The following is a 24944-nucleotide window of genomic DNA, read 5'->3' as shown; positions in this document are numbered from 1 at the left end:
CCGGTCGGGCGGGTCAGCCTCGCTCGCCGGCCAGGAAGGTCAACAGATCCGCGCGGGTCAGGACGCCGACCGGCTTGCCGTCGTCGATCACCATCACCGCGTCGCTGTCGTGGAGGGCCTTCCGCAGCGTCGCGATGTTCTCGCCCGACCCGACCAGCGGGAAGGCCGGGGCCATGTGGTGCGACACCGCGTCCGCGAGGGATGCGGTGCCGGCGAACAGCGCATCGAGCAATTCCCGTTCCGCCACCGCACCGACGACCTCGCCCACCATCACCGGCGGTTCCGCCGACACGACGGGCATCTGCGAGACCCCGTACTCGTGCATGATCTCGACCGCGTCGCGGACCGTTTCCTTGGGGTGGGTGTGCACCAGCGACGGCAGTTCACCACTCTTTCCGCGGAGCACCTGACCGACAGTGGCCTCGCCGTCCCGGGCGAGGAATCCGTAGGACGCCATCCAGCCGTCCGAGAAGATCTTGGACAGGTAGCCGCGCCCGCCGTCCGGCAGCAGGACGACGACGATGTCATCGGCCGTCAACCTGCCGGCCAATCGCAGGGCGGCAGCCACCGCCATGCCGCAGGACCCGCCGACGAGCAAGCCCTCCTCGCGGGCCAACCGGCGGGTGATCGCGAACGACTCCGCATCGGACACGGCGATGATCTCGTCGGTCACCGTGGGGTCGTAGGCGGACGGCCAGAAGTCCTCGCCGACACCCTCCACCAGGTACGGCCGGCCCGTTCCCCCGGAATACACGGAGCCTTCGGGGTCGGCACCGATGATCTGCACCCGGCCGCCGGAGACCTCCTTGAGGTAGCGCCCGACGCCGGAGATCGTGCCACCGGTGCCCACGCCGGTGACGAAATGCGTGACCCGGCCGTCGGTGTCGGCCCAGATCTCCGGACCCGTCGTCTCGTAGTGGCTGGCCGGATTCTGCGGATTGGAGTACTGGTCCGGCTTCCACGCGCCAGGCGTCTCCCGGACCAGCCGGTCGGAGACGGAGTAATAGGAGTTCGGATCCTCCGGGGCCACTGCGGTCGGGCAGACCACCACGTCGGCGCCGTAGGCCCGCAGCACGTTCCGCTTGTCCTCGCTGACCTTGTCCGGGCAGACGAAGACGCACCGGTAGCCCCGCTGCTGCGCGACCAGCGCCAGCCCGACGCCGGTGTTGCCGCTGGTCGGCTCGACGATGGTCCCGCCCGGCCGGAGCGCGCCCGACTCCTCTGCCGCGGTGATCATCTTCAGCGCAATGCGGTCCTTCACGGATCCACCCGGGTTGACGTACTCGACCTTGGCGAGCACCAGCGGCGCAACGTCCTTCGCCAGTGGGCCGAGCTTGACCAGCGGGGTGTTCCCGACCAGGTCGACGACGGACTGTGCGTAGCGCACGGGGTTTCTCCTCGGTTCGGGACAGGCGACGGTCCCAGGTTATCGGCACGGCGCAGTCCGGCCGGCCGTATCAACCGGTCCCGGCGCGATCTCCAGAAGGGCAGTGGAGACCACGTCGGCCGGAACATCATCGCCACGCGCGTGTTACACAAAGAGAATCGTCGTCCGGATCAGGTCAGAATGGGGCGATCGTCCCGACGTCAGGGGGTGCGCTCGTGACTATCGGATCGGGCCCGAACCCCACGTCCGGCCCCCGGATCGGCCTGGGCACGATGGCCGGCCTCGGTCTTCTCGCCGGCGTCAGCAGTGCACTGCTCACCTTGTTCGGGCAGGCGAAGAGCACCACCCGGTACATCGAGGCCGCCGGTGTCGATGCGTTCCTCGCGGACGGCTCCCTGGTGCCTCCCGCACTGCCCGGCGGTTCGCGGGCGCAGCAGCGGCTCGCCGACCATCTCCAGCACATCCGGTTGCCGCAGGGTGCGGGCACCTACGCCGCCGACGGCACTGCGCTCGCGTCGGACGCGGCCGATCAACCTTCTCTCACGCTCGTCATGCTGGGCGACTCCACCTCGGTCGGGTACGGCACACGGACGCCGGACGAACTGCCCGGAGTGCTGCTCGCGCGCGGCATCGCCGCCCACACCGGCCGAACTGTCGGACTGGTGTCCCACGGCCTCACCGGCGCGCGGACGTCCGATCTCACCCGGCAGGTGGAACTGTGCCTGGCTGCACCGCCAGATTTGGCCGTGATCCTGGTCGGCGCCAACGACCTGCGCGACATGGTCCCGCCGCGCCGGTCGGCGACTCAGCTGGGAACGGCCGTGCACGACCTGGTGTCCGCGGGCATCCCGGTGGTCGTCGGCACCTGCCCGGACTTCGGGGTGATCACGGCGATCCCGCAGCCACTCCGCACGGTGCTGAGCACCTGGTCGCTCCGACTCGCCGCCCTCCAGGAGCGGGCCGTGCTGTCGGCCGGTGGCGCATCGGTGCCGCTCGCCCGGTTGGTCAGCCCCCAGTTCGTGGGTAACCCGGAGATGTTCGCCGGCGACCATTTCCATCCGTCAGGAGCGGGCTACGAGCGTGCGATGGCGGCCGTTCTCCCGGTTGCGCTGGAGCACCTGGCAGACGATCCCGACAGCACGGACACCACGAACCCGGACAGCACGAAGCCCGGGCCGGCAGCCGAAGGAATCGGTGCCGGGCCCGGGCCCGGTGTGGTCAGCTGACGCCGACGGCGGCTACTGCCTCATGTAGCTGAGCAGCCGCAGGATCTCCAGGTACAGCCAGACGAGGGTGACCATCAGGCCGAAGGCGAAGTACCACGAGGTGCTGGCCGGCGCGCCTTCCTTGATCGCCTTGTCGATGGCATCGAAGTCGAGCAGGAAGCTGAACGCGGCGAGCGCGATGCAGACGATCGAGAAGACGATTGCCAGGGTGCCGCCGTCCCGCAGGCCCATGTTGACACCGAACAGGCCCATGACCAGGTTGAACAGCATCAGCACGGCGACACCGATGATGCCGCCGATGATCATCTTGGTCAGCCGCGGCGTGACCCGGATGGCGCCGGTCTTGTAGACGACCAGCATGCCGCCGAACACGCCCAGCGTGCCGACGATTGCCTGTGCGGCGATGCCCGGGTACCACTGGTTGAACACGCCGGTGATGGCACCGAGGAAGATGCCCTCGGCAATCGCATAGCCGATGATCAGCGGAGGGCTGATCTTGCGCTTGAAGATGACGACCAGCGACAACACGAAGCCGATCAGCGCCGCCGGCAGGGCCAGGTAGTAGGCCTCGAAGTAGGCGGTGGCAAAACCGGCGATGACCGCCAGGACGAGGATCGCCGCGGTCTTGGTCACCACGTCGTCGACGGTCAGGAAACGCTCGCGGGCCGGCGCCTGGTAGGCCGGCTGCTGGTACATCTGGTCGAGGTACTCGGCGCTCGGCGCAGCCTGCTGCTGGGCGCTGATCACCTTCTCCATGTTCTTGAAGGCTGGGTTACTGCTGCTCTGCACGGTGACCTCCGGTGAGGCGGTTGACGCTGACCTGTAGGGAATTCCTGCAGACATGATCACCTGACAATCGGCCGATGTCGATCATCAACTCGATCTCGAGAGCATTCTGCTGGGCTTCCATACCCTCCAACGTCGCCGTCTGCGGCGAAGTTCCCGCGCACGGATAAGGTCGGTGGGAGACGATCACGGTCGGTGCGACAACGGCCGGCCTGATCCGCGGTGTCGCTCGACAGTTCCGCCGGAGGTTCCCCGTGACCATCACCGTTCCCGGTCCGCGCGTGGAGCGTGACGACCGGGCAGCGACCTTCGATTCGCTGGATCCCGCGACCGGCGAGGTGGTCGGTACGCACCCCGTGCACGACGCGGCCGCCGTGAATGCGGCTGTGGAGTCCGCTCGGCAGGCGTCCGACTTCTGGTCGTCGCTGTCGTTCGCCCAGCGGGCGCGGCGGTTGAACGGATGGGCGGCGGTGCTCACCCGGCGGATCGACGAACTGGCCGGCGTCATGCACGCGGAGGTCGGCAAGCCCCTGTCGGACGCCCGGCTCGAGGTCATGATGGCGGTCGAGCACATCGCCTGGGCCGCGGGGCACGCGGAGAAGGTCCTCGGGCCCCGCCGGGTGCGGTCGGGCGCGTTCAGCTTCAACTACGCCTCCTCGGTGGAGTACCAGCCGATGGGCGTGGTCGGGGTGATCGGACCCTGGAACTTCCCCGTCTACACGCCGATGGGATCGCTGGTCTACGCCCTCGCAGCCGGGAACGCGGTGGTGTTCAAACCCAGCGAGTACTCCCCCGGGGTCGGCGCCTGGCTGGTCGACGCCTTCGCCGAGGTGGTGCCCGAGGCGCCCGTGCTGCAATTGGTCACCGGGTTCGGTGACACGGGGCAGGCGCTCTGCCGGGCGGGCGTGGACAAGATCGCCTTCACCGGCTCGGCCGCCACCGGCAAACGGGTCCTGCACGCCTGCGCCGACGGCCTGGTCCCGGCGGTGATCGAGGGCGGCGGCAAGGATGCGCTGCTGGTCGACGAGGACGCCGACGTCGCGGCGGCCGCGGAGGCTGCCGTCTGGGGCGGGTTCATGAACGCCGGCCAGACCTGCCTCGGCGTCGAACGGGTCTACGTCCACCGGAACGTGTACGACGAATTCCTCGAGCAGGTACTCGAGCTGTCGAGCGGCCTGCGTTCTGGACCCGGGCAGAAGATCGGCCCGATGACGATGCCGACTCAGGTCGGTGTCGTCCGACGGCACATCGAGGATGCGCTCTCGCGTGGCGGCACCGCGGTCACCGGCGGCGTCGATGCCGTCGGCGAGCGCTTCGTCCAGCCCACGGTGCTGATCGGGGTTCCGGAGGATTCGATCGCCGTGCGGGAGGAGACCTTCGGTCCGACCCTGACGGTGGCCGTGGTCGGCGACATGGACGAGGCGATCCGGCTGGCCAACTCGTCCTCCTTCGGCCTGGGGGCCGCGGTCTTCGCCCGTCGACGCGGTGCGGAACTGGCCCACAGATTGCACTGCGGCGTGGTGTCGGTGAACTCGATCATCGCGTTCACCGGGATTCCTGCGTTGCCGATGGGCGGCGTCAAGCAGTCGGGATTCGGGCGAATCCACGGGGCCGACGGTCTGCGCGAGTTCGCCTCCGCCAAGGGCATCGCCCGGCTCCGGTTCGCCGGTCCGCTGGCGATCGCCACCTTCGCCCGGACGTCCTTCACCGACCGGTTGATGCTCGCCGCCACGAAGGTGCTGCGTGGTCGGCGGCGCCCGGATCCCCGCTGACCGCGGCAGACCGCCCGAAGGTGTCACTTAGGGTCGCGAACTGTCACACATCGGAAACGCAGCGCACCCTTTCCTCGAAACATCGTGGCCTTAGGTTGCGCGATGGAGTGAGGCAAACGTGGGGGTCCTCGTTCTGTCGTCCCTCGGCCTACCCCCGCGGTCGTCGAGAGGACCCGGCCCATGACCGCATCGCCAGGAGCAGGCAATCCGCAGGTCGGCACAACCGAGTCCCGACATCAGGGCGCCGCCTATGACGCCGGCGGTTTCCCCACCGTTCCGCCCACCGAACCGGAACGGCCCGCGACCGCGGCGAACGAGACGCTCGAGGACTACACCCTCCGGTTCGCGCCGCGCTCCTACCGGCGGTGGGGCACCGGCGTGGTCGCAACATCGGCGCTGGGCGGGATCGCCTACCTCGCCGATTTCGCCATCGGTGCCAACATCGGGATCGCGTACGGCACCACGAACGCCGTGTGGGGCATCCTCATCGCCGCGGTGATCATCTTCGTCACCGGGTTCCCGCTCGCCTATTACGCCGCCAGGTACAACATCGACCTCGACCTGATCACCAGAGGGTCCGGCTTCGGCTACTACGGCTCGGTGCTGACAAACGTCATCTTCGCCACCTTCACCTTCATCTTCTTCGCGCTCGAGGGTTCGATCATGGCCCAGGGCCTCGAACTCGGGCTGGGCATACCGCTCTGGCTGGGGTACGCGGTGTCCACCCTGATGGTGATCCCGCTGGTCATCTACGGGATGAAAGCCCTTGCCAAGCTTCAGGTCTGGACGACGCCGCTGTGGCTGGTGCTGTTCGTCATCCCGATGGTGTACCTGCTGGTGAGCCACCCGGATTCGGTCGAGACCTTCTTCGCCTACCAGGGCGCCGACGGGGACGGGACGCCGAGCTTCGCCGCGATGATGCTCGCCGCGGGCGTCTGCCTGTCGCTGATGGCTCAGATCGCGGAGCAGATCGATTACCTGCGTTTCATGCCGCCGCGCACCGACGCCAACCGGCGGTCATGGTGGCGCGCGGTCATCCTGGCCGGTCCTGGATGGGTCATCTTCGGCGCCGTCAAGCAGATCGTCGGGCTGTTCGTCGCCGTCTACATCATCGCGAAGCTGACCCCGGATGCGGCCGCGACGGCCAACGAGCCCGTCCACCAGTTCCTGACGGTGTACGAGCAGTTCCTGCCGGGCTGGGCCGCGATGACCCTCGCCGTTTTCCTGGTTGGGATCAGCCAGATCAAGATCAACGTCACCAACGCCTACTCGGGTTCGTTGGCCTGGACCAACAGCTTCACCAGGGTCACCAAGCGCTACCCGGGACGGCTGATCTTCGTGATCTTCAACGTCTCGGTGGCCCTGCTGCTCATGGAACTGAACATGTTCAGCGTCCTCAACACGATCCTGGGTTTCTACGCGAACTGCGCCATCGCCTGGGTCGTCACGGTGGCAGCGGACATCGTCATCAACAAGGGACTGCTGAAGATCTCCCCGACGGTGCCGGAGTTCCGCCGCGGCATGCTCTACGCAGTCAATCCCGTGGGCTTCGTGTCGGTGATCCTGTCCGCCGGCCTGTCCATCGCGGTCTTCTTCGGGCTCTTCGGTTCAGCGATCCAGCCGTTCTCCCCCATCGTGGCGATCGTCCTTGCTCTGGTTCTCACGCCGCTGATGGCGGTGCTCACCAAAGGCAGGTACTACCTACGTCGCGATGACGACGGCATCCCGCTGCCGATGTTCGATGACGACGGCAACCCGTCCGGCGAGACCCTCACCTGCCACGTCTGCCACCAGGAGTACGAACGGCCGGACATGGCCAGATGCCTGACGCACGACGCCTATGTCTGTTCGCTGGACCTGTCGACGGACAAGGTCGGCGACCACCTGCTGCCGGCCCGCAGGTAGCGCTCCCCCAAATGCCGATCGCGCGAACTTCTTTTCGGGACTCTCAGTAACATCGGCGAAACATGGCGTATCGTTGCCGAACCAGTCCCACCCGTTCGGCCTAAGGATATGCGATCAAGTGACCAATGCGGCCAAAGGTTCACTGCGCGTAACGTCAGTGGCGCCTACCGATCTCACCACCACCGATCACGAGGACTGGGAGGAGCTTTTCGAACTCCAGTCCTACCCGAGCAACCCGTTTCTCAGCCCTACCTGGGTGATGGGCTGGTATCGAAATTTCGTCCAACCGGACGACCCTCGCATCGTTTTGGTGCGGAACGTCACGACCGGACAGTTGGTCGGCGTTGCCCCGATGCACCGCCAGGCTGTTCGAGTCGGACCGATGACTTTTGCACATCGTCTGGTGATGGTCGGTATGGGCATAGGGCCCAACCCGTTCGAGTTGCCCGGTTACCTCGCGCGTCCTGACTACGCGCGGGATGTCGCTCGAGCGGTTGTCAGCGAAACCCTTGACGCGACGACCGGTTGGTGCGAGCTGGCCATTGACCCGAACCAGGGCTGGTTCGAACCCGAGTGGACCTACGGGAAGAATCGACCGGCGACGTTCAGTTCATACCAGCGGCCGAGGGCCTGTGTCATCCTCCCCCTCGCTGCTACCTGGGAGGAGCAGCGGTCGTCGCTCAAACGCAACGTGAAAGAAAGCCTTCGACGGAGCCAGAACCGCCTCACCAAGAATGGCCGACCCTTCTCACTGCATCGGCGCACGGGTGAAGAGGTCACGACCGCGATCGTTCGCCGCTTCTTGGAACTGCACCGGTTGAGGTCCCGGAACGAACAAGCCGGCGTGCATCACGTGGACGCCTTTGCTGACCCCCGTAATCGCAATCTGATCTTGTCGGTGGTGCCCGAGTTGGCCGCGCAGGGGCGCGCCTACGTCATCGAGCTCGAGATCGACGGGGACATGCTCGCGTCGCAACTGGTTCTGCATTCGCCCGGTTCCAGCTACGTCCACTCCTCAGGCTTCCATCCGGACATTTGGTCGCTCGGTCCCGTGACATACCTCCACGGCGAGCTGATCAAAGCGGCGATCGAGCGCGGTGATTCGGTGGTCAACTTCTCCCCCGGACCGAACGTGTCGAAGCTCCGGTGGAGTGAACAACTATGGGTGACAAACGAATTTGCCTATGGTTCCGGAGCCAGATCAGTTGGATTCCGGTTCGCTGCGCACCAGGCGATGAGTGCAGTCCGAGCCAGCACGAGCGCTATCAGCTTTGTCAGAAAGAGCTCGACCCCGCGTACCACGACACCAACGGTTGACAGCAGGGCCGTCAGGCAGAGCTCCGCGGGCGGCCCGCGAGCCGCCCATGTCACTGACGCCCGGAATGCCGCTGATACCGGGACCCCATATGCGCGACCGCGGGACTTCCAGATGTCTCAGGAGTCGAATCTGCTGAGGGTTTCCGGCCAGGTTTGACGCGTTGTGCCGTGCTCCACGCTGACTTGAAGCGTCATCCTGGGTGACGTTGCCCAAGTCGGGCCGCCGTGCCCCCGGTGGGACTCGAACCCACACTGGGACCATTTTAAGTGGCCTGCCTCTGCCGATTGGGCTACGGGGGCGTCATCCATGGTGATCACACTCGTCCGTCAGGATAGTTCAGCGGCGTTTGACGCCTCGTGTTGGTGGCCGCTGTCCGGGATCGCCCGAGGGCCCGCTCGTGGCAGACCACGCAGATGGCTGCGACACGCACCGTGGTCTTGCATCACCATGGCCGGGTTCGGCGAGTGAGGTCACTTCCCAACCTCCCCGCACCAAAGGCAGCGCGGATCGTCGCAACGAAGGTGGACGAGCACAAGGTCTCACGCATTGTGATGAATACCGGGTTAGCAGCGCCCGCCCGTGTTCATCTGTGCAAACGGGCTAGTCTCGGTCGGGTAATGTAACCGAGAGTCGATCATCAAGACAGACGTTGCTGCGCCTCGCTGATGTGGCGTCGCGTTCCGGATCCCCCGGGGGGGCGATCCTCAACCGACCCGGGGGTTGTCCGTGCACAGCGTGAGGCCGATGGCCACCGAGTACGTCCGTGCTGTACCCCGCCGCTTGCGACCGGTGGCGGATGCAGGGTCCTCTGCCATCTCGGACCCTCCATGACGAGCACACCAATCGGCCCAACGGGATCACCCAGTCCACGCAAACGGCGCTTCCGTCGTCTTGCGTTGTCGGCCGTCGTGGTCGGCGCACTCGTCCTGTCTGTAGCGTTTGTAACGAAGCAGCGAACGACCCGATCGGCGGAGTCTCCGGTCTCGCAGGCACCCGTAGCAGTCAGCCCGACCAGCACTCTGCCTGTCGGCAACGTGCCCTTCACCGTCTCTGGCCGTCAATTACTCCGAGGCGGAGTGCCCTGGTGGCTGGTCGGTTACAACTCGTTCACCTGGTCCGGGGAGTGTGGTCGGCCAGGTGAACTCATGACCCCGCAGCAGGTCGACGAGTGGTTCGACTCGATGCGACATGACGGGCATGGTGCCGTCAGATTGATGTTCTTCGACGGGTGGAGCTTTGAACGGCTCGACGTGGCGCTGGCATCCGCACGCCGCAACAATGTCTACGTCACGATCACGCTCGACAACGGGCTGCCCAACTGCGGTGAAGAAGAGAAAACCACAGAGTGGTTCGCGAACAGCGAAAATCGGAATGCTTACGCCCTTCATATGAGCGAGCTCTTGACCCGGTACAAGGGAAACAACACGATTGCGTGGTTCGAGTACTTCAACGAGCCCAGCTTTGCCGACGGCGCGCTTCGGACCTTCTACGACGAGATGGGTGCATTAGCGGACACCATTGATCCCGCTCGACTTTTCTCGTCAGGGACGCTGGCACCATACGCCCTCGGCGGGCCTCAGAACTTTGCCTCCGTCCAAGACTCACCTGGCGTTGACATCGCATCGCTGCATGAATACGACTACAACGAGGCGGAATCGCACCTCGGCCCGCAGGTCCTGGAGAACTCGGCCGGCAAACCCGTCATCGTCGGCGAGTTCGGCGTCATAGACCCCACGGACGATGCGCAGGCTTGCCTCGCCGACGCCGGCAAACGCGTCCAAAGAGTCCAGGAAAAGCTGTCGGCCTACAGAACTGCCGGATACATCGGTGCCTTCGCATGGGCCTGGCAACCGGGCCATCCCGAGGATGTGTGTGGCAGCCCCGGACTCGACCGCGATGAAGCGGTTCAGCAAGTCATCAGAACTGCCCCACCACCGTGACTCAGGCTTCCAAGATCGACAAGGAACAACACCACGCATCACAAGAGAGGTTGGAAGACATGAAGGAAAGCGCTCTGATCATCAGCGCGGCCCCTCCGGTGCCGGTCGACAACGGCAAGCGGATGGTGATGAACGGATTGCTGACCTACTTTGTGGACCGCCTTGGCGCAGACAATGTCCATTACGCAATGTTGGGACGGCCGGGTGACGAAAGACCGGTCTTTCCGGGAATTGCGCATCGGCTGGATCCGCCCAGTACGTTGGGACAACTGGGCGCTCTAGGCGCTCGCCTTGCCCTGAATCGGTCCTACACCGCCCAAGAGGCGATGCTGGGCTCCGCGGCGTTGCGAGACCAGATTCATGCCCTCATTTCATGGTTGAAGCCAACAGTCGAGGTCTACGACACATTGAGGTTGGGTCAGCACGCTCCCGTTCGATCAGGAGCGAGTCGGCGAATACTGTACTTGGACGATCTGTTCTCGCTGCGCTACGAGAAGATGCTGAAATTTGCGAAAGAGAATCCGGTGACCATCGACCCGCTCGGTGAGTTCGCAAGCAACGTTCCGTCGGCCCTCAGAGCCCTCGTTCGGTTCCCACGTGTTTATAAACCTGTACTTCGAATGGAACGCAGAAGAATTCAGCGCCGCGAGATCCAGATGGTCCAAGACTTCGACACCAGCCTTTTGGTCAATCGCAACGAGGTCGAGATCCTCCGGGAACGCGCCGACTCCAGTTCGGTGCGCCTGATTCACGCGCTACTCCCGCCGATCAGTGCGCCCACCCGGCGGCCGGTGACGCCTCCCGAATTCCTCTTCCTGGGTCGCCTCAACATTCCCCACAACGATGACGGCATCTGCGGGTTCCTCCGCGAAGGCATGCCAGGACTCATCGAGCGGCTGCCGGACGTGATGGTTCGGCTCATCGGCAAAGGGGCCAGCGCCGAACTCCAGCGCCTCGTCGCCCAGTACCCGGACAACGTTCGTCTCGAAGGCTTCGTCGAAGACCTCGAACCCCTGTTCGCTCGCGCCTCCGCCTCTCTGGCCCCGCTGAGGTTCGGCACCGGCATCAAGATCAAGACCCTGGACTCGCTCGCCCGGGGACTACCTGTGCTGGCCACCGGCGGTGGTGCAGACGGCATTCCGCTCGGATCCAACGGCGCCGATGGTTGCGTCGTCGAAGACGATTTCCGGCGGTGGCCCCGACTGTTGGCCGAAATGGCTGGCCGGCACCGGAACACTCAATTGTCACGTGCGGCACTGGCGTTCTTCGAACGCACGTACAGCCCGAACGTCGTCATGGATCAGTACGACGACATTTTCGCACTCGGCGACCGCTCTCGAGCTAGGACAACAGAGCGCGCATTCGCCCAATCTGCCGCACGCCATCCAACTCTGTTGTGACGAACTGAACGGCCTGCCGGCCCAACCTCAATCTTTCGACCGGGTCGTCGATCAGCCGCTGAACAGCAGAAGTAAAGGACTCCGCGTCGTCGGCGACGACGAGGTGCTGCCCGTCTTGCCAAGGCATGCCTCGTGCCCCGGTCTCACTGGACACCACGGCGAGTCCGGCTGACATCGCCTCGACCATCTTGATGTTGACGCCTGCGCCTCGCCTGACTGGGTTGACGAAAATGTCCGCTGAAGCCAAGTGCGGCGCGACGGCAGGGGCATCGATCGTGACACGCGCTCCTGCATCCTGCAGATATCGCACCAGCAATTCCGGCGCGCGGCGTCCGACGACGTGGAAGTCGACGTCGCGGTTGGCTCGACGTAGCTGCGGCCAGCATTCCTCGGTGAACCATCGCACTCCGTCGACGTTGTTGGGGTTGTCCAAAGCTCCCAGAAATAAGACCGTCAGGCGGTTGTCCGGTCCAAGTCGATCAGGCAGCGCCGGCGCTTGGCCGAGCGCTGGGAGGAACGGAGGCAGATGCACAACCGGGGAGGTCGTTTGTCTCGAACGCCACTGCGCGTCTGTCTCGCCAATATCGGCATACCCTGCAACTCGTCGTGATCTATGCAGAGCACTCTCATACCGATGCAATTTCAGTGCCTCGAGCCGGTAGAGCAAATTCTTCGGAAAAGACGCACTCTTGGCCAGTTGTCCGAAGTACCTGGACTCGACGTTGTGCGGTCGTACAAGTAGAGGGACGCTCAGGGCACCCGCCACTGCGGCGCCGAGATGAACCACTCTGAAACTGACCGCGAGCACGGCGTCAAATGGATCCTTCTCATGCGTTGCCCTCATGCGTTCGACGAAGCCCTTCGGAAGGGGGCGCGAAGAGATGATGTACGGCTTCACGGAGAGGTTGGCTGTCCAGTCGGTTCGTCGCTCAATTCCGTCGACATCCGCTTCGGGGATGGCACGACGGTGTGCAGCGGCCGAAGATCCCTCAGTCATACCGGGAACTATCACGTGAAGGCGGACGCCCGCAGCGACCGCCGCGAGCAACATGTTCAACGATTCGACGCGTCCGCCGGAGTCGGCAGGGACGAATTCCTCCTCGGCGATGGCCAACCAGTGCGGCGGCGGGCCGACTGAGACATCATTCATCGAATTCCCCTGTGGTTGCTTGAAGTTGTGCCGCCCCGCCGCCGGGTCGATTGTCAGGTGAGCGGACCCCGAGTCGCTTCGTCACGCAGCCTTTCGACAAATTCTTCGACCTCGGTCACCTGCTGCCGCAGCTTCTCCAACCGACGCTGAGCCTGCTCGGCGTAGTGCTCCAGGTTTCGGGACAGCCGTTGGGCTATGGCGGAGTCGTCGACATGGCTGGATCGTGGCCATACAAGGGCCGAGGACAGATCCTGCTGTGCCCCGGAAGCGAACTGGACGGCGTCTGCTCGAAGCTCGAGAAGCTCGCGCATCTGTTCGAGGCTGAAGTTGAGTGGTTTCATGAACCGCAGAAGCCGCAGTCGGGCGACGTCCTCCTCGCTGTAGAGGCGGAAGCCACCTCGACTGCGCGCACTCGGCCTCAGTAGCCCGACTTCCTCCCAGTGTCGTATCGTCCGGATCGACAGGTTGGTACGAGCTGCCACCTCGCCTATCTGTAGTGGCTTCAGCGCGTCGGCTTCGCTGTCGTCCTGAGCTTCTGACATCGGTTCATACTGCCCTATCGTCTCGTAAATCTGTCCCGATGGACGGTGACGGGTGCCGACAACCGGTCCGGTCCGCCGAAGAGTCGGCCGCTCCCGCTCACACTGCGATGAGGTCTCGCTCCGTATCTCGCAGCGGCGCGGCCGTTCGGGACTTACCGAGGGGAAGTATTTTCTCGATCGGAGGTCCTACCCGCGGTGCCCACAACGTAACAAAAACCATGACCGGCACCACGAAGACACTGGTAGTGATGCCCGCCTGCAGCACCCAGAGCGAAAACAGGAGGGATATGGCGAAAGCCCGGCTGGGACCACCCCAATAGCACCCCAGGATAAATGCGGCAAGCGTCATCCCTGCGATGAGCCCGTACTCGAAGAAGACCTTGGCGGGGCTGGGTACAAGCAGACCGAGAACATTGGACTCGGTGACGATGCGCTGGGACGACCCCGGCCCGTACCCAAATAGCATTCCAGGTAAATTCTCGATCCATTTGGGATACAGCAGCGAGTAGGGAAGGACAGCGCGCAGCGACGTCGACGAATTATCGGTTTGGAACTCCGTGGATCGGCCGAGAAGTAGTGCGCCGAACGGGGTGAAGGTCGACGCGAAGACAGTGACGATCCCGAGGACCGAGTACCTGAGGAGCAAGCGGCGGCACCGATGGAAAAGCATGACAATCGCCCCGACGAGCACGATGACAACCCCCGAGCCTGACACCGTTGCCACGAGGCCCAGGATCAGAACCAGGACTTTCCACATCTGCGCCCGCCCGAAGAAGGCAGCCAACAGTCCGAGGCCGATCAGTGCAGAAGTCACAGATGGCTCGAGACCGATCCAACTGGTCGCCCTGACTATCGGGGAGCCGTAGGCGATCGGGACAACAGTGTTGAAGCCGGCCAACTGGAGGTCAGCTGGCATAAGAATGGCGAACCAGTCACGATAGGCAATACCGGCGAGCTGCGTTGCGATCATCGCCATTGCGGTCACGGCCAGAACCGCTGCAACGTTGGTGACATGCTTCAGCATGAGCAGATATGCCGTCCACTTCCGGTTGCGCAACCGGAACGCAAAGGGAAACCAGACGGTCACCACCAACAGCCAGGCCGGGACGCTCACTTCCGCGCCGCGGACCAGTCTGGTCTGCACCGCCATGCCGATGGCCGTCACGCCGGCAGCCGCCAACCACCACATGAGCCGGTTGCGGTCCAGTTCCGCGACGCGCCGAACAACGGCCAACACTGTCCACAGCGGAACTAGCACCGCGAGGAGCCCGATGCTGGGTATCCCCGGTATTCCGAATCGCTGAAAAATGACAACGATCACGAAGAGCCCAGCGGCCCAATAGGCCGTCCGCCGATCAGAAGGCAGGGCCCTCACGGATGGCCGTGCCAAGACTTCACTGCTCACCGCGCCAAGACGATGGTCGGGTCCGCACGGCCGTACGCTGCGACCGCTCGGAGGGCGGATGAAATGGGTGTACGGCCGCGGCGCATCACGACAAGTGCCCGGAGGTTGGACTGACCCTCCAGGAGGGACGACGATTCGGACCCTGAACCGACGACGAACACGACCATGTCGGTGCCGACCGACTCACGAAGGTTCTCGCGGAAGCGGTGCTGAAGGACGCGGAGCTCATCGGACGTCTGCTCTCCGTCGAAGGGCCCGACTTCGATGACGTCCTTCCCATGGGCGCGAAGCAGACCGGTGATATTTCCAGCCAGGGCGACGCCCTGCCGACGTGCGTCGTCGGTGTACACGACGGCGATCGCCGTTGTTCCGGAATCGATTGCCCGGCCCGCCAATTGCGCGGCCTGCGCGGGCGTGCTGATGTCGGCCTGGGGCAGAAGTTGCCGGAGCCCACGAGCGGAATGAGCTCGCAGGCCGCGGAGGCCCAGCAGTAGAGAGGCCAACCCACCCAACAGTAGGCCGGCGACCAGACCGACCGCGGCGCCCATGGATCGGGTGAGCCCCGCGGGCGAGGCCTCTACGGCGGCGTCCGCGACGAAGAGGTCGCCCGACTGGGATGCGATGGCGTCCTGGCGAGCGGCCAATGCGCTCCCCAATTGTGCGCGACGGGCAGCCTCCGCGTCGGCAACGTCGAGTTGCTCATCCTTGAGAACGCTGTTCGATTCATCGCGTGCGGATTTCAACTGCGCAGCGATCGTTGCTTCGGTTGTATCCACGACGGCTTTGGCGATGGCGTTCGCGTCGGCAACCGCTGCGGAGTCGGTTGTGGCCGTCACCGTGATGGCCACCAAGCTCGTGTCGGCCGACCATTCGGCCGAAACACGACGTGCAAGATCGCCGCCCTCCTGGCCCCGAGCCGCCTGCGCAGCCTCGACGATGTTTCTGGCGACCGCTGTGCGGGCAAGCGTTTGTCCCGTCTGTTTGACGAAGACGCTGTCAGTGCCGGCCGAAGAGAATTCGAGAACAGTCTCCGCCTTGTAGCCGCTGCCACCGGACAGAGCGGCACCGAGGATGAGCCCGACGACGCCAGAGATGATCAAAAGGAGGGGCCTGGCCAGAAGTAGTCCCATCGGGGGGAGGTGGCCGATGGCGATGTCGTCGTCCTGGTCATGGGCTCGAGGCGCCCCAGCCACTCCCGACGCCGAGACCTCGGCGTGCTGCGGGTCACCCTTGCGCTTCCCCGCGCGAGGTGTGTCCGGGTCCGGCTGGGCTACACCCTCCGACTGGGAAGGCGGGACCATTCCACGCCTTGGCCGTTGGCCCTGAGTACTCATGGTCATAGGGTTCCAGTCTCCTGTGCCGCGGGTGGAGAGGCGGTGGGCCGTGCCTCGGTCCGGAATAGCGTCAGTCGGTCGGGTCGGCACCGCTCGAGTCGCATCCCGATGGCTCCGGGTTTGCCGGAGGGCATCAGTCACCCCACACCCGCCAGGGCGCATCTCCCTTGTCCCAGCGGCGGTTCAGCTCGGTCCAGTCGCGGAACGTATCCATACCGGCCCAGAACCCCTCGTGCGGAAAGATCGTCAATTCACCATCACGGGCGACCTGCTGAAGCGGCGATTGCTCGAGCAACAGGTCGGCCTCATCGTCAAGGTACTTGTCAGCGAACTCGCGCTGGAAAAGGAAGAAGCCACCGCTCACCCAACCGGTCGCAAGAGTTGGCTTCTCATTGAACTCGACCACCTGAGCTGCAGCTTCATCAACGTGTATCTCGCCGAATCGGCTGGTCGGATGTACTCCCGTGACGGTCGCGAGACGATTCATCTGGACGTGGTGACGCAATTGCGCCGTCAAGTCCACGTCACCGATGCCGTCGCCATATGTCAGGGCGAAGATGTCGGAGTCCAAGTATTTCCGCACGCGGCGGATGCGGCCGCCGGTGCCGGTCTGCAGCCCGGTTTCTGCGAAGGTCACCTCCCAACCCTCACCACTGGTCTCCTCGTGGAAGACCGGCGTGTGATCTCCTGACAGGTGCAGTGTGAAGTCATTGACCTGCTCGCGCATCTCGAGGAAGTATCGTTTGATGAGCTCGCTTTTGTACCCCAAACACAGGATGAACTTTCGGAAGCCATGAGCTTCGTACGTCTTCATGACATGCCACAGAATCGGCTTACCGCCGATGTCGACCAAGGGCTTCGGCAGTTTTTCACTTGCTTCGCGAAGGCGAGTTCCCATGCCACCGCACAGGATGACGACTGGAATCTCCGACGGGTCGGGGATCTCTTGCTTTTGACCTGCGCCGAGCGCGAAATCGGTGGACACGGCTTCTCCTAGGGTGCTGAAGGATTGTCGGGGCAACCACACCGCGCATCTTCGAGCGGAATGGAAGGTTTCGGTCAGATGCGAACGACGAAGTCCGGCCGCGCAGACGCGACATCCGGGATTCCTGCCAGGGCCATCACATGAGCGAGGTCGGCCGTCAAGGCATCAAGCGTGCTGCGGACGCCGTCCGCACCGCCTGCCGCAAGGCCCCACAGCACCGGCCTACCGACGAAGACGGCCGCTGCGCCGAGCGCAAGGGCGATCAAAGCATCGAGTCCGGATTGCACTCCACCGTCAACCATGACGGGGGCACGACCGTCGACTGCGGCGATGACTTCCCCGAGCGCCAGAGCGCTGGGAATGGCCCGATCAAGTTGGCGGCCACCGTGATTCGAGACAATAACGCCGTTCGCTCCTGCGTCGATGCACTCCTTCGCGGCATCCCCTCGCAGCACGCCCTTGACAACGACAGGCAACCCGCTCAGCTCCTTGAGCCAGCCGATTGTCTCCAGACCGATAGAAGGATCCTGCGCTGCAGCTCGACGGCCGTCGGAACCAGGAGACAGATGACGACGGATGTTCACCAGGTAGTGATCGTCCGGCATCGGGATGCGGACGCCCTGGACTCGGCGCTTCAGACCGACGTACGGCGTGTCACCGGTGAGTACGAGGGCACTCGCACCCGCTTCGACCGCCTCGGCCACAAGGCGCGCGGTAACGTCGCGGTCGCGCATCATGTAGACCTGGAACCACCACGGCCCGTGGGTGGCAGCCGCTACTTCTGCGATGGGTAGTGATGCGCGGGTCGAGAGGACGAACAGGCTTCCGGCTTCGCCGGCGCCGACGATGCTGGCTCGCTCGCCCTCAGGGTGCGCGAGCTTGTGAAACGCCGAGGGCGCAACGGCCACCGGAGTATGTAGGGCGGATCCCAACAGAGTGACCGACGTGTCGACATTCGCAACATCGCGGAGCGGCATCGGGCGCACCCTGAACCGTCTCCACGCGTGGACAGACTCGTCTAACGTCGTCTCGTCGCCGGCGCCGGCCGCGTAATACTCGACCACCTCGGGAGGAAGCAGGGCCCGCGCCTTCTCCTCGTTCTCAGCAAGGAGTGTCAGCACAACGGCTCCGTAGGTGCACGTTCATTGCGTCTCGCACTCGACCCCCATCACTTACAACGCGGCAGCGTCGTAACAACCCCATTTGGCGTAACCGTACACGATTGCTGATCATCAACACCAGCGCAGATCACGTTCAGTCATGACGAATGGCCCATCCAGCGCTCGCTCTTGCGGCTCTCGACGACTGCGACCCTTTCACGCGGGCATGTGACCCAAAGCTGCAGGCTTGCGGACACAGCTGACGTGGCCACTCGAACGGTCTAGTGGTCTTGGTGATTACCTCGACGAATACGTCGCTGAATGTAAGATTGAGCTGACATCGCCGCACGAACGGCGGATGCTCTGTTTCGTTCGGCGGTGACAGCTGACCTATGATCGGTCCCGGGGGCCGGGGCGGGCGATACCGAACCTCGCTCATCACCTGCACAAGTCCACCCACCTGACCTCCGAGGCCCCTGATGCGATCGTTGTCGTCCACCGGTATCGGCCGGGTCGCTTCGCGCGTCAGCTGGACCGTCGTTGACCAGATCCTGTCGGCCTTGTCGAACGTTCTCCTGGCGGTGCTGGTTGCCCGCGCGGTGGATGCCACCGGGTTCGGCGCGTTCTCGACGGCGTTCCTCGTCTTCTCTGTCATGGTCGGTCTCACTCGAGCGGCTGTGGGCCAGCCACTGCAGATCACCTTTGCCTCTGCGGGGCCGCGGCGCTTCAAGTCCGCGGTGCGTTCGGCGCTGGGTGCGTCCCTCTTGATCGGTGTGACCGGTGGGGCCCTCGCCGCGGGAGTCGGCTTGCTCCTTGCTGGGCCGACGGGCGGATGCCTGATCGCGCTGGGCGCGTGCTTGCCTGGACTCCTCCTGCAGGACACCTGCCGGATGGCCTTTTTCAGTTCCGGGCATCCCAAACGGGCGGCGGCCATCGATGCGCTGTGGGCCGCTGTGCTCTTTCCCGCCCTGCTCGGCGTCCTGGCCGCGGGTGTCACAGCGATCTGGGTACCGATCGCGTTGTGGGGAGCGACCGCGGGAATCGCAGCGGCCGTCGGCATGACGATGCTCAGGATGACGCCTCGATGGAGCGGTTCAGCACAGTGGACATTGCGTCAGCGCAGCTTGACCGGCTACCTGACAGCCGAGTTCATCCTCGGGCAAGGCATCGCACAGGTCGGCATCGTGATGGTGGCCGTCCTGGGCAGTGAGGCGGGAGTTGGCGCCCTCCGTGCGGCCCAGGTACTACTCGGGCCACTCAACATTCTGGGCGCCGCTGCCTTCATGTTTGCGATTCCCGAGATCTCGCGCAGGCCAGCGATGACGCAGCGAGGACGGGGCATCATTTGTGCCGGCGTCTCAGGGGCGATGGCAGGTGTCACGGCCGTCTACTGCGGAATCCTGCTTCTGATACCCGACAATCTCGGCGAAGAGCTCCTCGGGGACACGTGGGCCGGTGCCCAATCCGTGTTGCTCCCGATGTGTCTGCTGTCACTGGCCGCGGCAACAGCCACGGGACCCGCAGCAACCCTGTATGGCATGGGTCTGGCCCGGGTCACGTTCTGGGTCAATATCATCAAGGCTCCCGTGCTCGTCGTTCTCATGTCGATCGGTGTCGCGCAGTGGGGGGCAGTTGGCGCGGCGTGGGCGATTGCGACGGCGGAGGCCGTGGTGCTCCCGTTGTGGTTCATCCGGGTTCGGTCGGCGCTGAAACTGCCCAACCAACAGCGAGAAGCTTCGGCCAACGGAAACGTGACGAGCAGTGCATCCATCGTAGGCACCGCTGAACATGTTCCGGTTCCAACGACTGATGAGGTAACGAAGTGACGCTGCACCTCGTTTATCGATTGTACGGCGGCGAGAATCGCAAGGGCCGGCCCACTTTTTACAGCAAACGGTCATCATTGGCCTCATTCCTGCTCGCGGCCGAAGTCGCGAACGCGGACATCGTCGTGCTCGCTGATGGACCCTTACCTGCCGATTTGCGCGCTATCGCCGAGGCACGCGGCCAAGTCGTGGATCTCGCGAACGGCCCGGTCGGAATGCGGGGAAGCTACAGGGCAGCCTTGGCGCTACCGCAGCAGCGGGGGTGGTCGGATGACGACATAGTTTACTTCTGTGAGGACGATTACCTTCACGACCCAAATGCATTCGTCGCACTCGAAGAAGCAGCGAGCAACATTCCGGCAGCCGGTTATTTTGCCCTTTACGCGTCCACACCGGAGCATCCGGCATTCGGACCGCACGTCCCTTTCAGCGCGCCAAAGGACTGGATCCAGCGGCCTTCTGCGGAGGTCCAAGGACGGCGCTGGGTGAACGTGCCGAGCACGGCCAGCACTTTCGGTGCCCGGGTCGGGACCCTGCGTGCCGATTTGGGCATCTTTCGGCAGGGCATGGTCCCTTATCCATCACGTCTGCTGGACCACGAGACCTGCCTCGTGTACCAGGGGCGCTTTCCCTACTCGGCGAGTGAAATGTTCCTCGGCCCGCCTGACACTCGCTTTCGCACCGGCGCGACAGCGATTGCCGCCAACACCGTTCTGACCCCTTTCAGGGTCGCCTATCAGATGAGGTCCCTCACCCGACGGCGTCATCCCCATCTGCTCTACGCGGCCGATCCGAACCTTGCGTGCCATATGGAGACCGAGTTCATGAGTCCTGGCGTCGATTGGCGCTCGTTGGCAACGGCGGCGGAGGATTGGCTCGCCCGCTCGGTACCCTCGTTCGATTCCGAGCGGCCGGATTACTGAACGTACGGAGAGCGTTTGGTCAAGACGCCCTTGATATATGCGCGGTGCTGGCGGGCGACCGTTCGGCGACCCCGCACAGCGGCGAGGACGAGCCTGGGGATCATTCCGGTTGCGAGCATCACCTGCATGAGGACTGTTGCCGCCGGACCGTTGTGATCGCGGAGGTACAGCGCCATGGAGGCACCGCGTTGCTGGGGCATCTTCGTGCTCCCGCCACCGGACCCACCGGTCGCATGCGGCACGAGCAATTCGGTCCGCAAGCGCTGGCCCCACCCCGCCTCACGCAACGACCGGCCGAACGACATGTCCTCGTTGTAGACGAAGTAGCGCTCATCGAAGCCGCCGAGCTCGACAAAGGTCTGCTTCCGCACGGCGAGGCAGGCACCGGTGAGCCAGCCGAGTTGAACCTCTTCACCCACCTTCGGACGGGCTACCGTGCCCGCGTGCGGGAAGAGCCGATGCAGACCGAGGGCATAGATCAGTACCCGGCTGGGTGTCGGCTCCCAACCACCGACGCCGATCTCGATCCGGCCTGATGCGTTGACGGTCGCCGCGGCAACGCTGCCGAGCGTCGGATCTGCGATGAGATCGCCGACCAGCGCGTCCCAGATCTCCGGCGTGGGACGGCTGTCGGGATTGGCGAAGAGGACGAAATCAGCTGTCGAGCTCAACGCGCCTCGATTCGCCGCACAGGCGAAACCACTGTTCTCCCCGTCCAGCCACCGGCCGTGCGGAAATCGCTGCACGACCTCGCGAACGCCGTCCACGCCGGACGCGTTGTCGACGACGGCGATTCGCTGGTCGGGCCGCGCGGCGGCTAGGAGACCCTCCAACTGCTGACGACTGTGATAAGTCACGACGATGACTTCGTAGGAGGCGGTTTCGGCTAAGGCTTGTTCACGCCGGCCCTGGAGTTCCGTACTCATCCAAAAGTGGCCGTCTGCTCGATGCGCAACTTGTCGATCAACCGACCGGCCGGGAGCCGCACGTCGTCATAGGTGATGGTGGCATCCTTCTTCACGGGCCGAACGACCGTGCATCCCTCCGCAACCCCCATCGGGAGAAGTCTCAGATCCGCAGTGATGTCAGCTTTTTCGGCCTCCCCGTAGCTGTGAAACCCGCCCAACGCATCGATGACCGCGCCGACCGCAAGATCGGTTTTGGCCGTCGCGACCACCTCGACCAACGGGGCACCCGCGGCCACGATGGACGCGTCCTGGAAGTCAACGGCTCGGGCAAGACTGTTGGGCACCTCGAAGTGGCAAAGATGATACGGCGTGTAGAACGAGTACAGCGGCCCTTCACCGAGCTTGTACAGATTGAGGTAGTGCCGTTGCGTCGGATCGTCGATGGTCGCGAGACAGAACACGCCGGGGCCGGGCTGGGCGCCGACGACATAGTCGACAACGCCGCCGAGCTCACGGAGCTGATCGACGTCATAGGCAGTAGTCAGCTCGTCGACATGTCCCCGATGGTCGGCGCCCACCATTCCGCGTTGGGCGACCGTCATCCCGACGGCATTGGCAACGATCGCCTGTTCGAAGGAGACCTTCGTGCCGTCGGCGAAGCTGGTGACCATATGCGGATCCTGGCCCCACTTGGCAGCGAAGGCCGCCTGGGTAGCGGGAGTCCGAAACCGGTCCTGCAAGCCTTTGATATTGCCCATCACCAGCGGGGTCAGACCGATTCCGCTCACGAATCGATGGAGATTCACCTCGACGCCGGGTTGATCGCCGTCGACTCCGGAGAACACCACCCCTGCCGAGCGAGCCCGATGGGCGAGCAACGGGCCCACGGTCCCGTCCAGCTCCGCGTTCATCGTGACGACGTGCTTGCCCGCCTCAAACGCGGCGAGCGTCGCTGCTGCCCCGAATTCGACGGCCCCCGTCACGTCACAGATGACATCGATGCCATCGGCTTCACAGATGGTCGTCGGATCGTCGGTCACAACGGGAGTTCCGGCCGCAACCGATTGCGCGACCTCTCGTGTGGACGACGCGTGCCCGAAGTCATCGACACCTGCCTCGCGGAAGGCGCGTTCGGCACCGGCGACGTTCCGGTTCGACACGGCCGCCAGAACCATCCCGGGCGTGTACTTGATGATCTGACGCGCGACACCGCGGCCCATGAACCCGGCACCGATCATTCCGACCCGGATCGGCCGGCCGTCGCGCTGCCGCCGCGCAAGGGCGGAATCGACGACAATCACGACGTCGCTCCCACAGATTCGATCAACGGCCAGGAATCGTCCTTCTCGCTGATCGCACTGACCGGCAACGGCCATTCCAGGCCGAGCGCCGGATCGTTGTACCGAAGGCCGCGTTCCTGACCCGGGGTGTACCGCTCGCTGACCTGGTACATGACCTCCGCACCGTCGACCAGTGTCTGATAGCCGTGGCCGAACATCGGCGGCACGTACAAAGACCGCCGGTTTCGTGCGCTGAGCTCGACGGAGACGTGGCGCAGGTAGGTCGGTGATTCAGGCCGAAGGTCGACAATCTGGTCGACGATGGCACCGGAGATGCACCGTACGAGCTTCGCTTCGGTCGCCGGTGGCAACTGGTAGTGCATCCCGCGCAGCGTGCCGGCCGCGAAGTTGAAGGAGATGTTGCACTGGGCGACGATGGGCAAGAGCCCATTATCGACAAATTCATCCTGGCAGAAACTACGAGCGAAGAATCCGCGGTCGTCACTGCGTTCTTCGAGGTCGATGATCGCGACACCTTCGATGGCCGTTGTCGTGAACCTCATGCCTGGGCCGTCCACAACAGCTCGGCGTCGATCTGCTTGGTGCGCAGCAGATACTCGAGCTGGAGAAGCCGCGTGTGACCGCGACCCGTGAAGGTCGCCGAGTCCAGGTCTATCGCGCTGAAGATCGTCGCCAGTTGGACGGCCCCGCTGGCCGCGTCCCAATCACACGAGAAACCGGGCAGCACCGAATTGATCTTGTCGAAGTTGACCTTGTAGCTGCGATTGTCCGCGCCCGGTGCCCCGAATTCGGTAGTGCATCCCGGAAACGCCCTGGCGACGGTCTCCGCAATGTCACGGACCTGATAGTTCTGCTCGTTACTACCGACGTTGAATACCTGGTTGTGTATGACCTCGCGCGGCGCCTGCAGAGCGCATCTGATCGCCTTTCCGATGTCCAGGGCGTGTACCAGCGGACGCCATGGCGTTCCGTCAGACGTCATGGCGATCTTGCGCGTGGTGTGCGCGAGCCCGCTGAGATTGTTCAGGACGATGTCGAAACGCATTCGCGGGGACGCACCGAATGCCGTGGCGTTGCGCATGAAGGTCGGTGAGAAATTGTCGTCGGCCAAGGTTGCGACGTCACGCTCGACCAGCGCCTTGCAGTCGGCGTAGGCGGTCTGCGGGTTGATCGGCGCCGTTTCGTCCACCACCCCGTCCGCGACACCGTAGACGCTGCATGACGACATGTGGATGAAGCGCTCCACCCCAGCTGCCTTCGCGACGGTCGCCAGCCGGACAGTGCCCCTGTGGTTGACGTCGTAGGTGACGTCACCGAGCAGGTCGCCCATCGGGTCGTTCGACAGTTCAGCCATGTGGACCACAGCGTCGAAGCCCTCGAGCTGCGCCTGGGTGACGGTACGCACGTCCTGATCGAGCGTGAACACGGTCCGGTCCGTCCCCCGATACAACCAACCGTTCTTGAAGTACCCCGTGTCCAGACCGACCACGTCGTGGCCGCGTCTGCTCAGGTCGGGTGCCAGCAGGCTTCCGAGATAGCCTTCTGTGCCCGTCACCAGAATGCGCATTATTTCCTCCATTGACGGCCGTGCGAACTCGCACGGGCCTCTCAGCCCCCACCCCGGGCACGGAGCAACCCGCCCCCCAGCACCGACAACCCTATTCATGCCGGCGGCAAGATCATACGTCCTTTCGGGCGCAGAACGGCCTCGTTCGGCTGAATGCGGCCTAGAACCA

General features: G+C 64.3%; 20 protein-coding genes and 1 tRNA gene. 8 read left to right on the top strand and 13 right to left on the bottom strand.

Annotated elements, in window-relative coordinates:
- Positions 1-13 precede the first annotated feature (13 nt).
- Entirely contained in the window at positions 14-1387 is a 1374-nt protein-coding gene (locus ACVBEQ_RS06960; protein WP_447153547.1) for a cystathionine beta-synthase, read from the bottom strand.
- A 215-nt stretch (positions 1388-1602) separates the two neighbouring features.
- Here ACVBEQ_RS06960 and ACVBEQ_RS06955 point away from each other — a divergent pair, with 215 nt between their 5' ends.
- Positions 1603-2613 (top strand): SGNH/GDSL hydrolase family protein, encoded by a 1011-nt coding sequence (locus ACVBEQ_RS06955; RefSeq protein ID WP_447153546.1) that lies wholly within the window; start codon positions 1603-1605, stop codon positions 2611-2613.
- A gap of 12 nt (positions 2614-2625) precedes the next feature.
- Here the strand turns inward: ACVBEQ_RS06955 and ACVBEQ_RS06950 are convergent, their stop codons facing one another.
- Positions 2626-3402: a Bax inhibitor-1/YccA family protein gene (locus ACVBEQ_RS06950; RefSeq protein WP_447153545.1), complete on the bottom strand. Its 777-nt coding sequence runs from the start codon at positions 3400-3402 to the stop codon at positions 2626-2628.
- A gap of 251 nt (positions 3403-3653) precedes the next feature.
- Here ACVBEQ_RS06950 and ACVBEQ_RS06945 point away from each other — a divergent pair, with 251 nt between their 5' ends.
- The 3 genes from ACVBEQ_RS06945 to ACVBEQ_RS06935 all read left to right on the top strand — a co-directional run bounded on the left by ACVBEQ_RS06945 (position 3654) and on the right by ACVBEQ_RS06935 (position 8550).
- The gene (locus ACVBEQ_RS06945; RefSeq protein ID WP_447153544.1) at positions 3654-5171 is read left to right on the top strand and encodes an aldehyde dehydrogenase family protein; all 1518 of its coding nucleotides are present in this window, start codon (positions 3654-3656) and stop codon (positions 5169-5171) included.
- Positions 5172-5351: 180 nt separating this feature from the next.
- On the top strand, positions 5352-7076 hold the full coding sequence (locus ACVBEQ_RS06940; RefSeq protein ID WP_447153543.1) for a purine-cytosine permease family protein: 1725 nt from the start codon (positions 5352-5354) through the stop codon (positions 7074-7076).
- A 118-nt stretch (positions 7077-7194) separates the two neighbouring features.
- Positions 7195-8550 (top strand): GNAT family N-acetyltransferase, encoded by a 1356-nt coding sequence (locus ACVBEQ_RS06935; protein ID WP_447153542.1) that lies wholly within the window; start codon positions 7195-7197, stop codon positions 8548-8550.
- 69 nt (positions 8551-8619) lie between these two features.
- On the opposite strand, the gene ACVBEQ_RS06930 is transcribed toward ACVBEQ_RS06935, so the two are convergent.
- A tRNA-Leu gene (locus ACVBEQ_RS06930) sits at positions 8620-8693 on the bottom strand.
- A gap of 846 nt (positions 8694-9539) precedes the next feature.
- Between ACVBEQ_RS06930 and ACVBEQ_RS06925 the strand changes: the two genes are divergently transcribed.
- Positions 9540-10334, top strand: a complete 795-nt coding sequence (locus tag ACVBEQ_RS06925) for a cellulase family glycosylhydrolase (RefSeq protein ID WP_447153541.1) — start codon at positions 9540-9542, stop codon at positions 10332-10334.
- Positions 10331-11734, top strand: a complete 1404-nt coding sequence (locus ACVBEQ_RS06920) for a glycosyltransferase family 4 protein (RefSeq protein ID WP_447153540.1) — start codon at positions 10331-10333, stop codon at positions 11732-11734. The genes ACVBEQ_RS06925 and ACVBEQ_RS06920 overlap by 4 nt, the downstream gene beginning before the upstream one ends.
- Here ACVBEQ_RS06920 and ACVBEQ_RS06915 read toward each other — a convergent pair.
- The 6 genes from ACVBEQ_RS06915 to ACVBEQ_RS06890 all read right to left on the bottom strand — a co-directional run bounded on the left by ACVBEQ_RS06915 (position 11676) and on the right by ACVBEQ_RS06890 (position 18271).
- Positions 11676-12884, bottom strand: coding sequence for a glycosyltransferase (locus tag ACVBEQ_RS06915; protein WP_447153539.1), 1209 nt, complete (start codon positions 12882-12884; stop codon positions 11676-11678). The two genes, ACVBEQ_RS06920 and ACVBEQ_RS06915, sit on opposite strands and share 59 nt — an antisense overlap.
- A 53-nt stretch (positions 12885-12937) precedes the next feature.
- On the bottom strand, positions 12938-13426 hold the full coding sequence (locus tag ACVBEQ_RS06910; protein ID WP_447153538.1) for a MerR family transcriptional regulator: 489 nt from the start codon (positions 13424-13426) through the stop codon (positions 12938-12940).
- Between the two features lie 97 nt (positions 13427-13523).
- Positions 13524-14663 (bottom strand): hypothetical protein, encoded by a 1140-nt coding sequence (locus tag ACVBEQ_RS06905; protein ID WP_447153537.1) that lies wholly within the window; start codon positions 14661-14663, stop codon positions 13524-13526.
- 164 nt (positions 14664-14827) lie between these two features.
- The gene (locus tag ACVBEQ_RS06900) at positions 14828-16132 is read right to left on the bottom strand and encodes a hypothetical protein (protein WP_447153536.1); all 1305 of its coding nucleotides are present in this window, start codon (positions 16130-16132) and stop codon (positions 14828-14830) included.
- A 166-nt stretch (positions 16133-16298) separates the two neighbouring features.
- Positions 16299-17150 (bottom strand): sugar phosphate nucleotidyltransferase, encoded by an 852-nt coding sequence (locus tag ACVBEQ_RS06895; protein ID WP_447153535.1) that lies wholly within the window; start codon positions 17148-17150, stop codon positions 16299-16301.
- A 74-nt stretch (positions 17151-17224) separates the two neighbouring features.
- Positions 17225-18271 (bottom strand): alpha-hydroxy acid oxidase, encoded by a 1047-nt coding sequence (locus ACVBEQ_RS06890; protein ID WP_447153534.1) that lies wholly within the window; start codon positions 18269-18271, stop codon positions 17225-17227.
- Between the two features lie 539 nt (positions 18272-18810).
- Here ACVBEQ_RS06890 and ACVBEQ_RS06885 point away from each other — a divergent pair.
- The gene (locus ACVBEQ_RS06885; protein WP_447153533.1) at positions 18811-20076 is read left to right on the top strand and encodes an MATE family efflux transporter; all 1266 of its coding nucleotides are present in this window, start codon (positions 18811-18813) and stop codon (positions 20074-20076) included.
- A complete protein-coding gene (locus tag ACVBEQ_RS06880) occupies positions 20073-20999 on the top strand; it encodes a hypothetical protein (RefSeq protein WP_447153532.1) in 927 nt (308 codons plus the stop codon). The genes ACVBEQ_RS06885 and ACVBEQ_RS06880 overlap by 4 nt, the downstream gene beginning before the upstream one ends.
- Here the strand turns inward: ACVBEQ_RS06880 and ACVBEQ_RS06875 are convergent.
- The 4 genes from ACVBEQ_RS06875 to ACVBEQ_RS06860 form a co-directional block, all read right to left on the bottom strand.
- Positions 20993-21856: a glycosyltransferase gene (locus ACVBEQ_RS06875; protein ID WP_447153531.1), complete on the bottom strand. Its 864-nt coding sequence runs from the start codon at positions 21854-21856 to the stop codon at positions 20993-20995. The genes ACVBEQ_RS06880 and ACVBEQ_RS06875 overlap by 7 nt on opposite strands.
- A 65-nt stretch (positions 21857-21921) precedes the next feature.
- Positions 21922-23208, bottom strand: coding sequence for an NAD(P)H-dependent oxidoreductase (locus tag ACVBEQ_RS06870; RefSeq protein ID WP_447153530.1), 1287 nt, complete (start codon positions 23206-23208; stop codon positions 21922-21924).
- Complete coding sequence (rfbC, locus tag ACVBEQ_RS06865) at positions 23205-23750, bottom strand: dTDP-4-dehydrorhamnose 3,5-epimerase (RefSeq protein WP_447153529.1); 546 nt, start codon at positions 23748-23750, stop codon at positions 23205-23207. Before rfbC ends, ACVBEQ_RS06870 begins: the two co-directional genes overlap by 4 nt.
- Complete coding sequence (locus ACVBEQ_RS06860; protein WP_447153528.1) at positions 23747-24775, bottom strand: NAD-dependent epimerase/dehydratase family protein; 1029 nt, start codon at positions 24773-24775, stop codon at positions 23747-23749. The genes rfbC and ACVBEQ_RS06860 overlap by 4 nt, the downstream gene beginning before the upstream one ends.
- Positions 24776-24944 lie beyond the last annotated feature (169 nt).

Source organism: Nakamurella sp. GG22 (genome assembly GCF_052976845.2).
Note: the sequence above shows the minus strand (reverse complement) of the source record. Positions and strands in the feature narration are given on the sequence as shown.

What these genes read in the sequence shown, in the direction of transcription:
- ACVBEQ_RS06915 (WP_447153539.1), bottom strand. Translation starts at nt 12,884, where the DNA reads ATGAATGATGTCTCAGTCGGCCCGCCGCCGCACTGGTTGGCCATCGCC.
- ACVBEQ_RS06925 (WP_447153541.1), top strand. Translation starts at nt 9,540, where the DNA reads ATGACCCCGCAGCAGGTCGACGAGTGGTTCGACTCGATGCGACATGAC.
- ACVBEQ_RS06860 (WP_447153528.1), bottom strand. Translation starts at nt 24,775, where the DNA reads ATGCGCATTCTGGTGACGGGCACAGAAGGCTATCTCGGAAGCCTGCTG.
- ACVBEQ_RS06910 (WP_447153538.1), bottom strand. Translation starts at nt 13,426, where the DNA reads ATGTCAGAAGCTCAGGACGACAGCGAAGCCGACGCGCTGAAGCCACTA.
- ACVBEQ_RS06940 (WP_447153543.1), top strand. Translation starts at nt 5,352, where the DNA reads ATGACCGCATCGCCAGGAGCAGGCAATCCGCAGGTCGGCACAACCGAG.
- rfbC (WP_447153529.1), bottom strand. Translation starts at nt 23,750, where the DNA reads ATGAGGTTCACGACAACGGCCATCGAAGGTGTCGCGATCATCGACCTC.
- ACVBEQ_RS06900 (WP_447153536.1), bottom strand. Translation starts at nt 16,132, where the DNA reads ATGGTCCCGCCTTCCCAGTCGGAGGGTGTAGCCCAGCCGGACCCGGAC.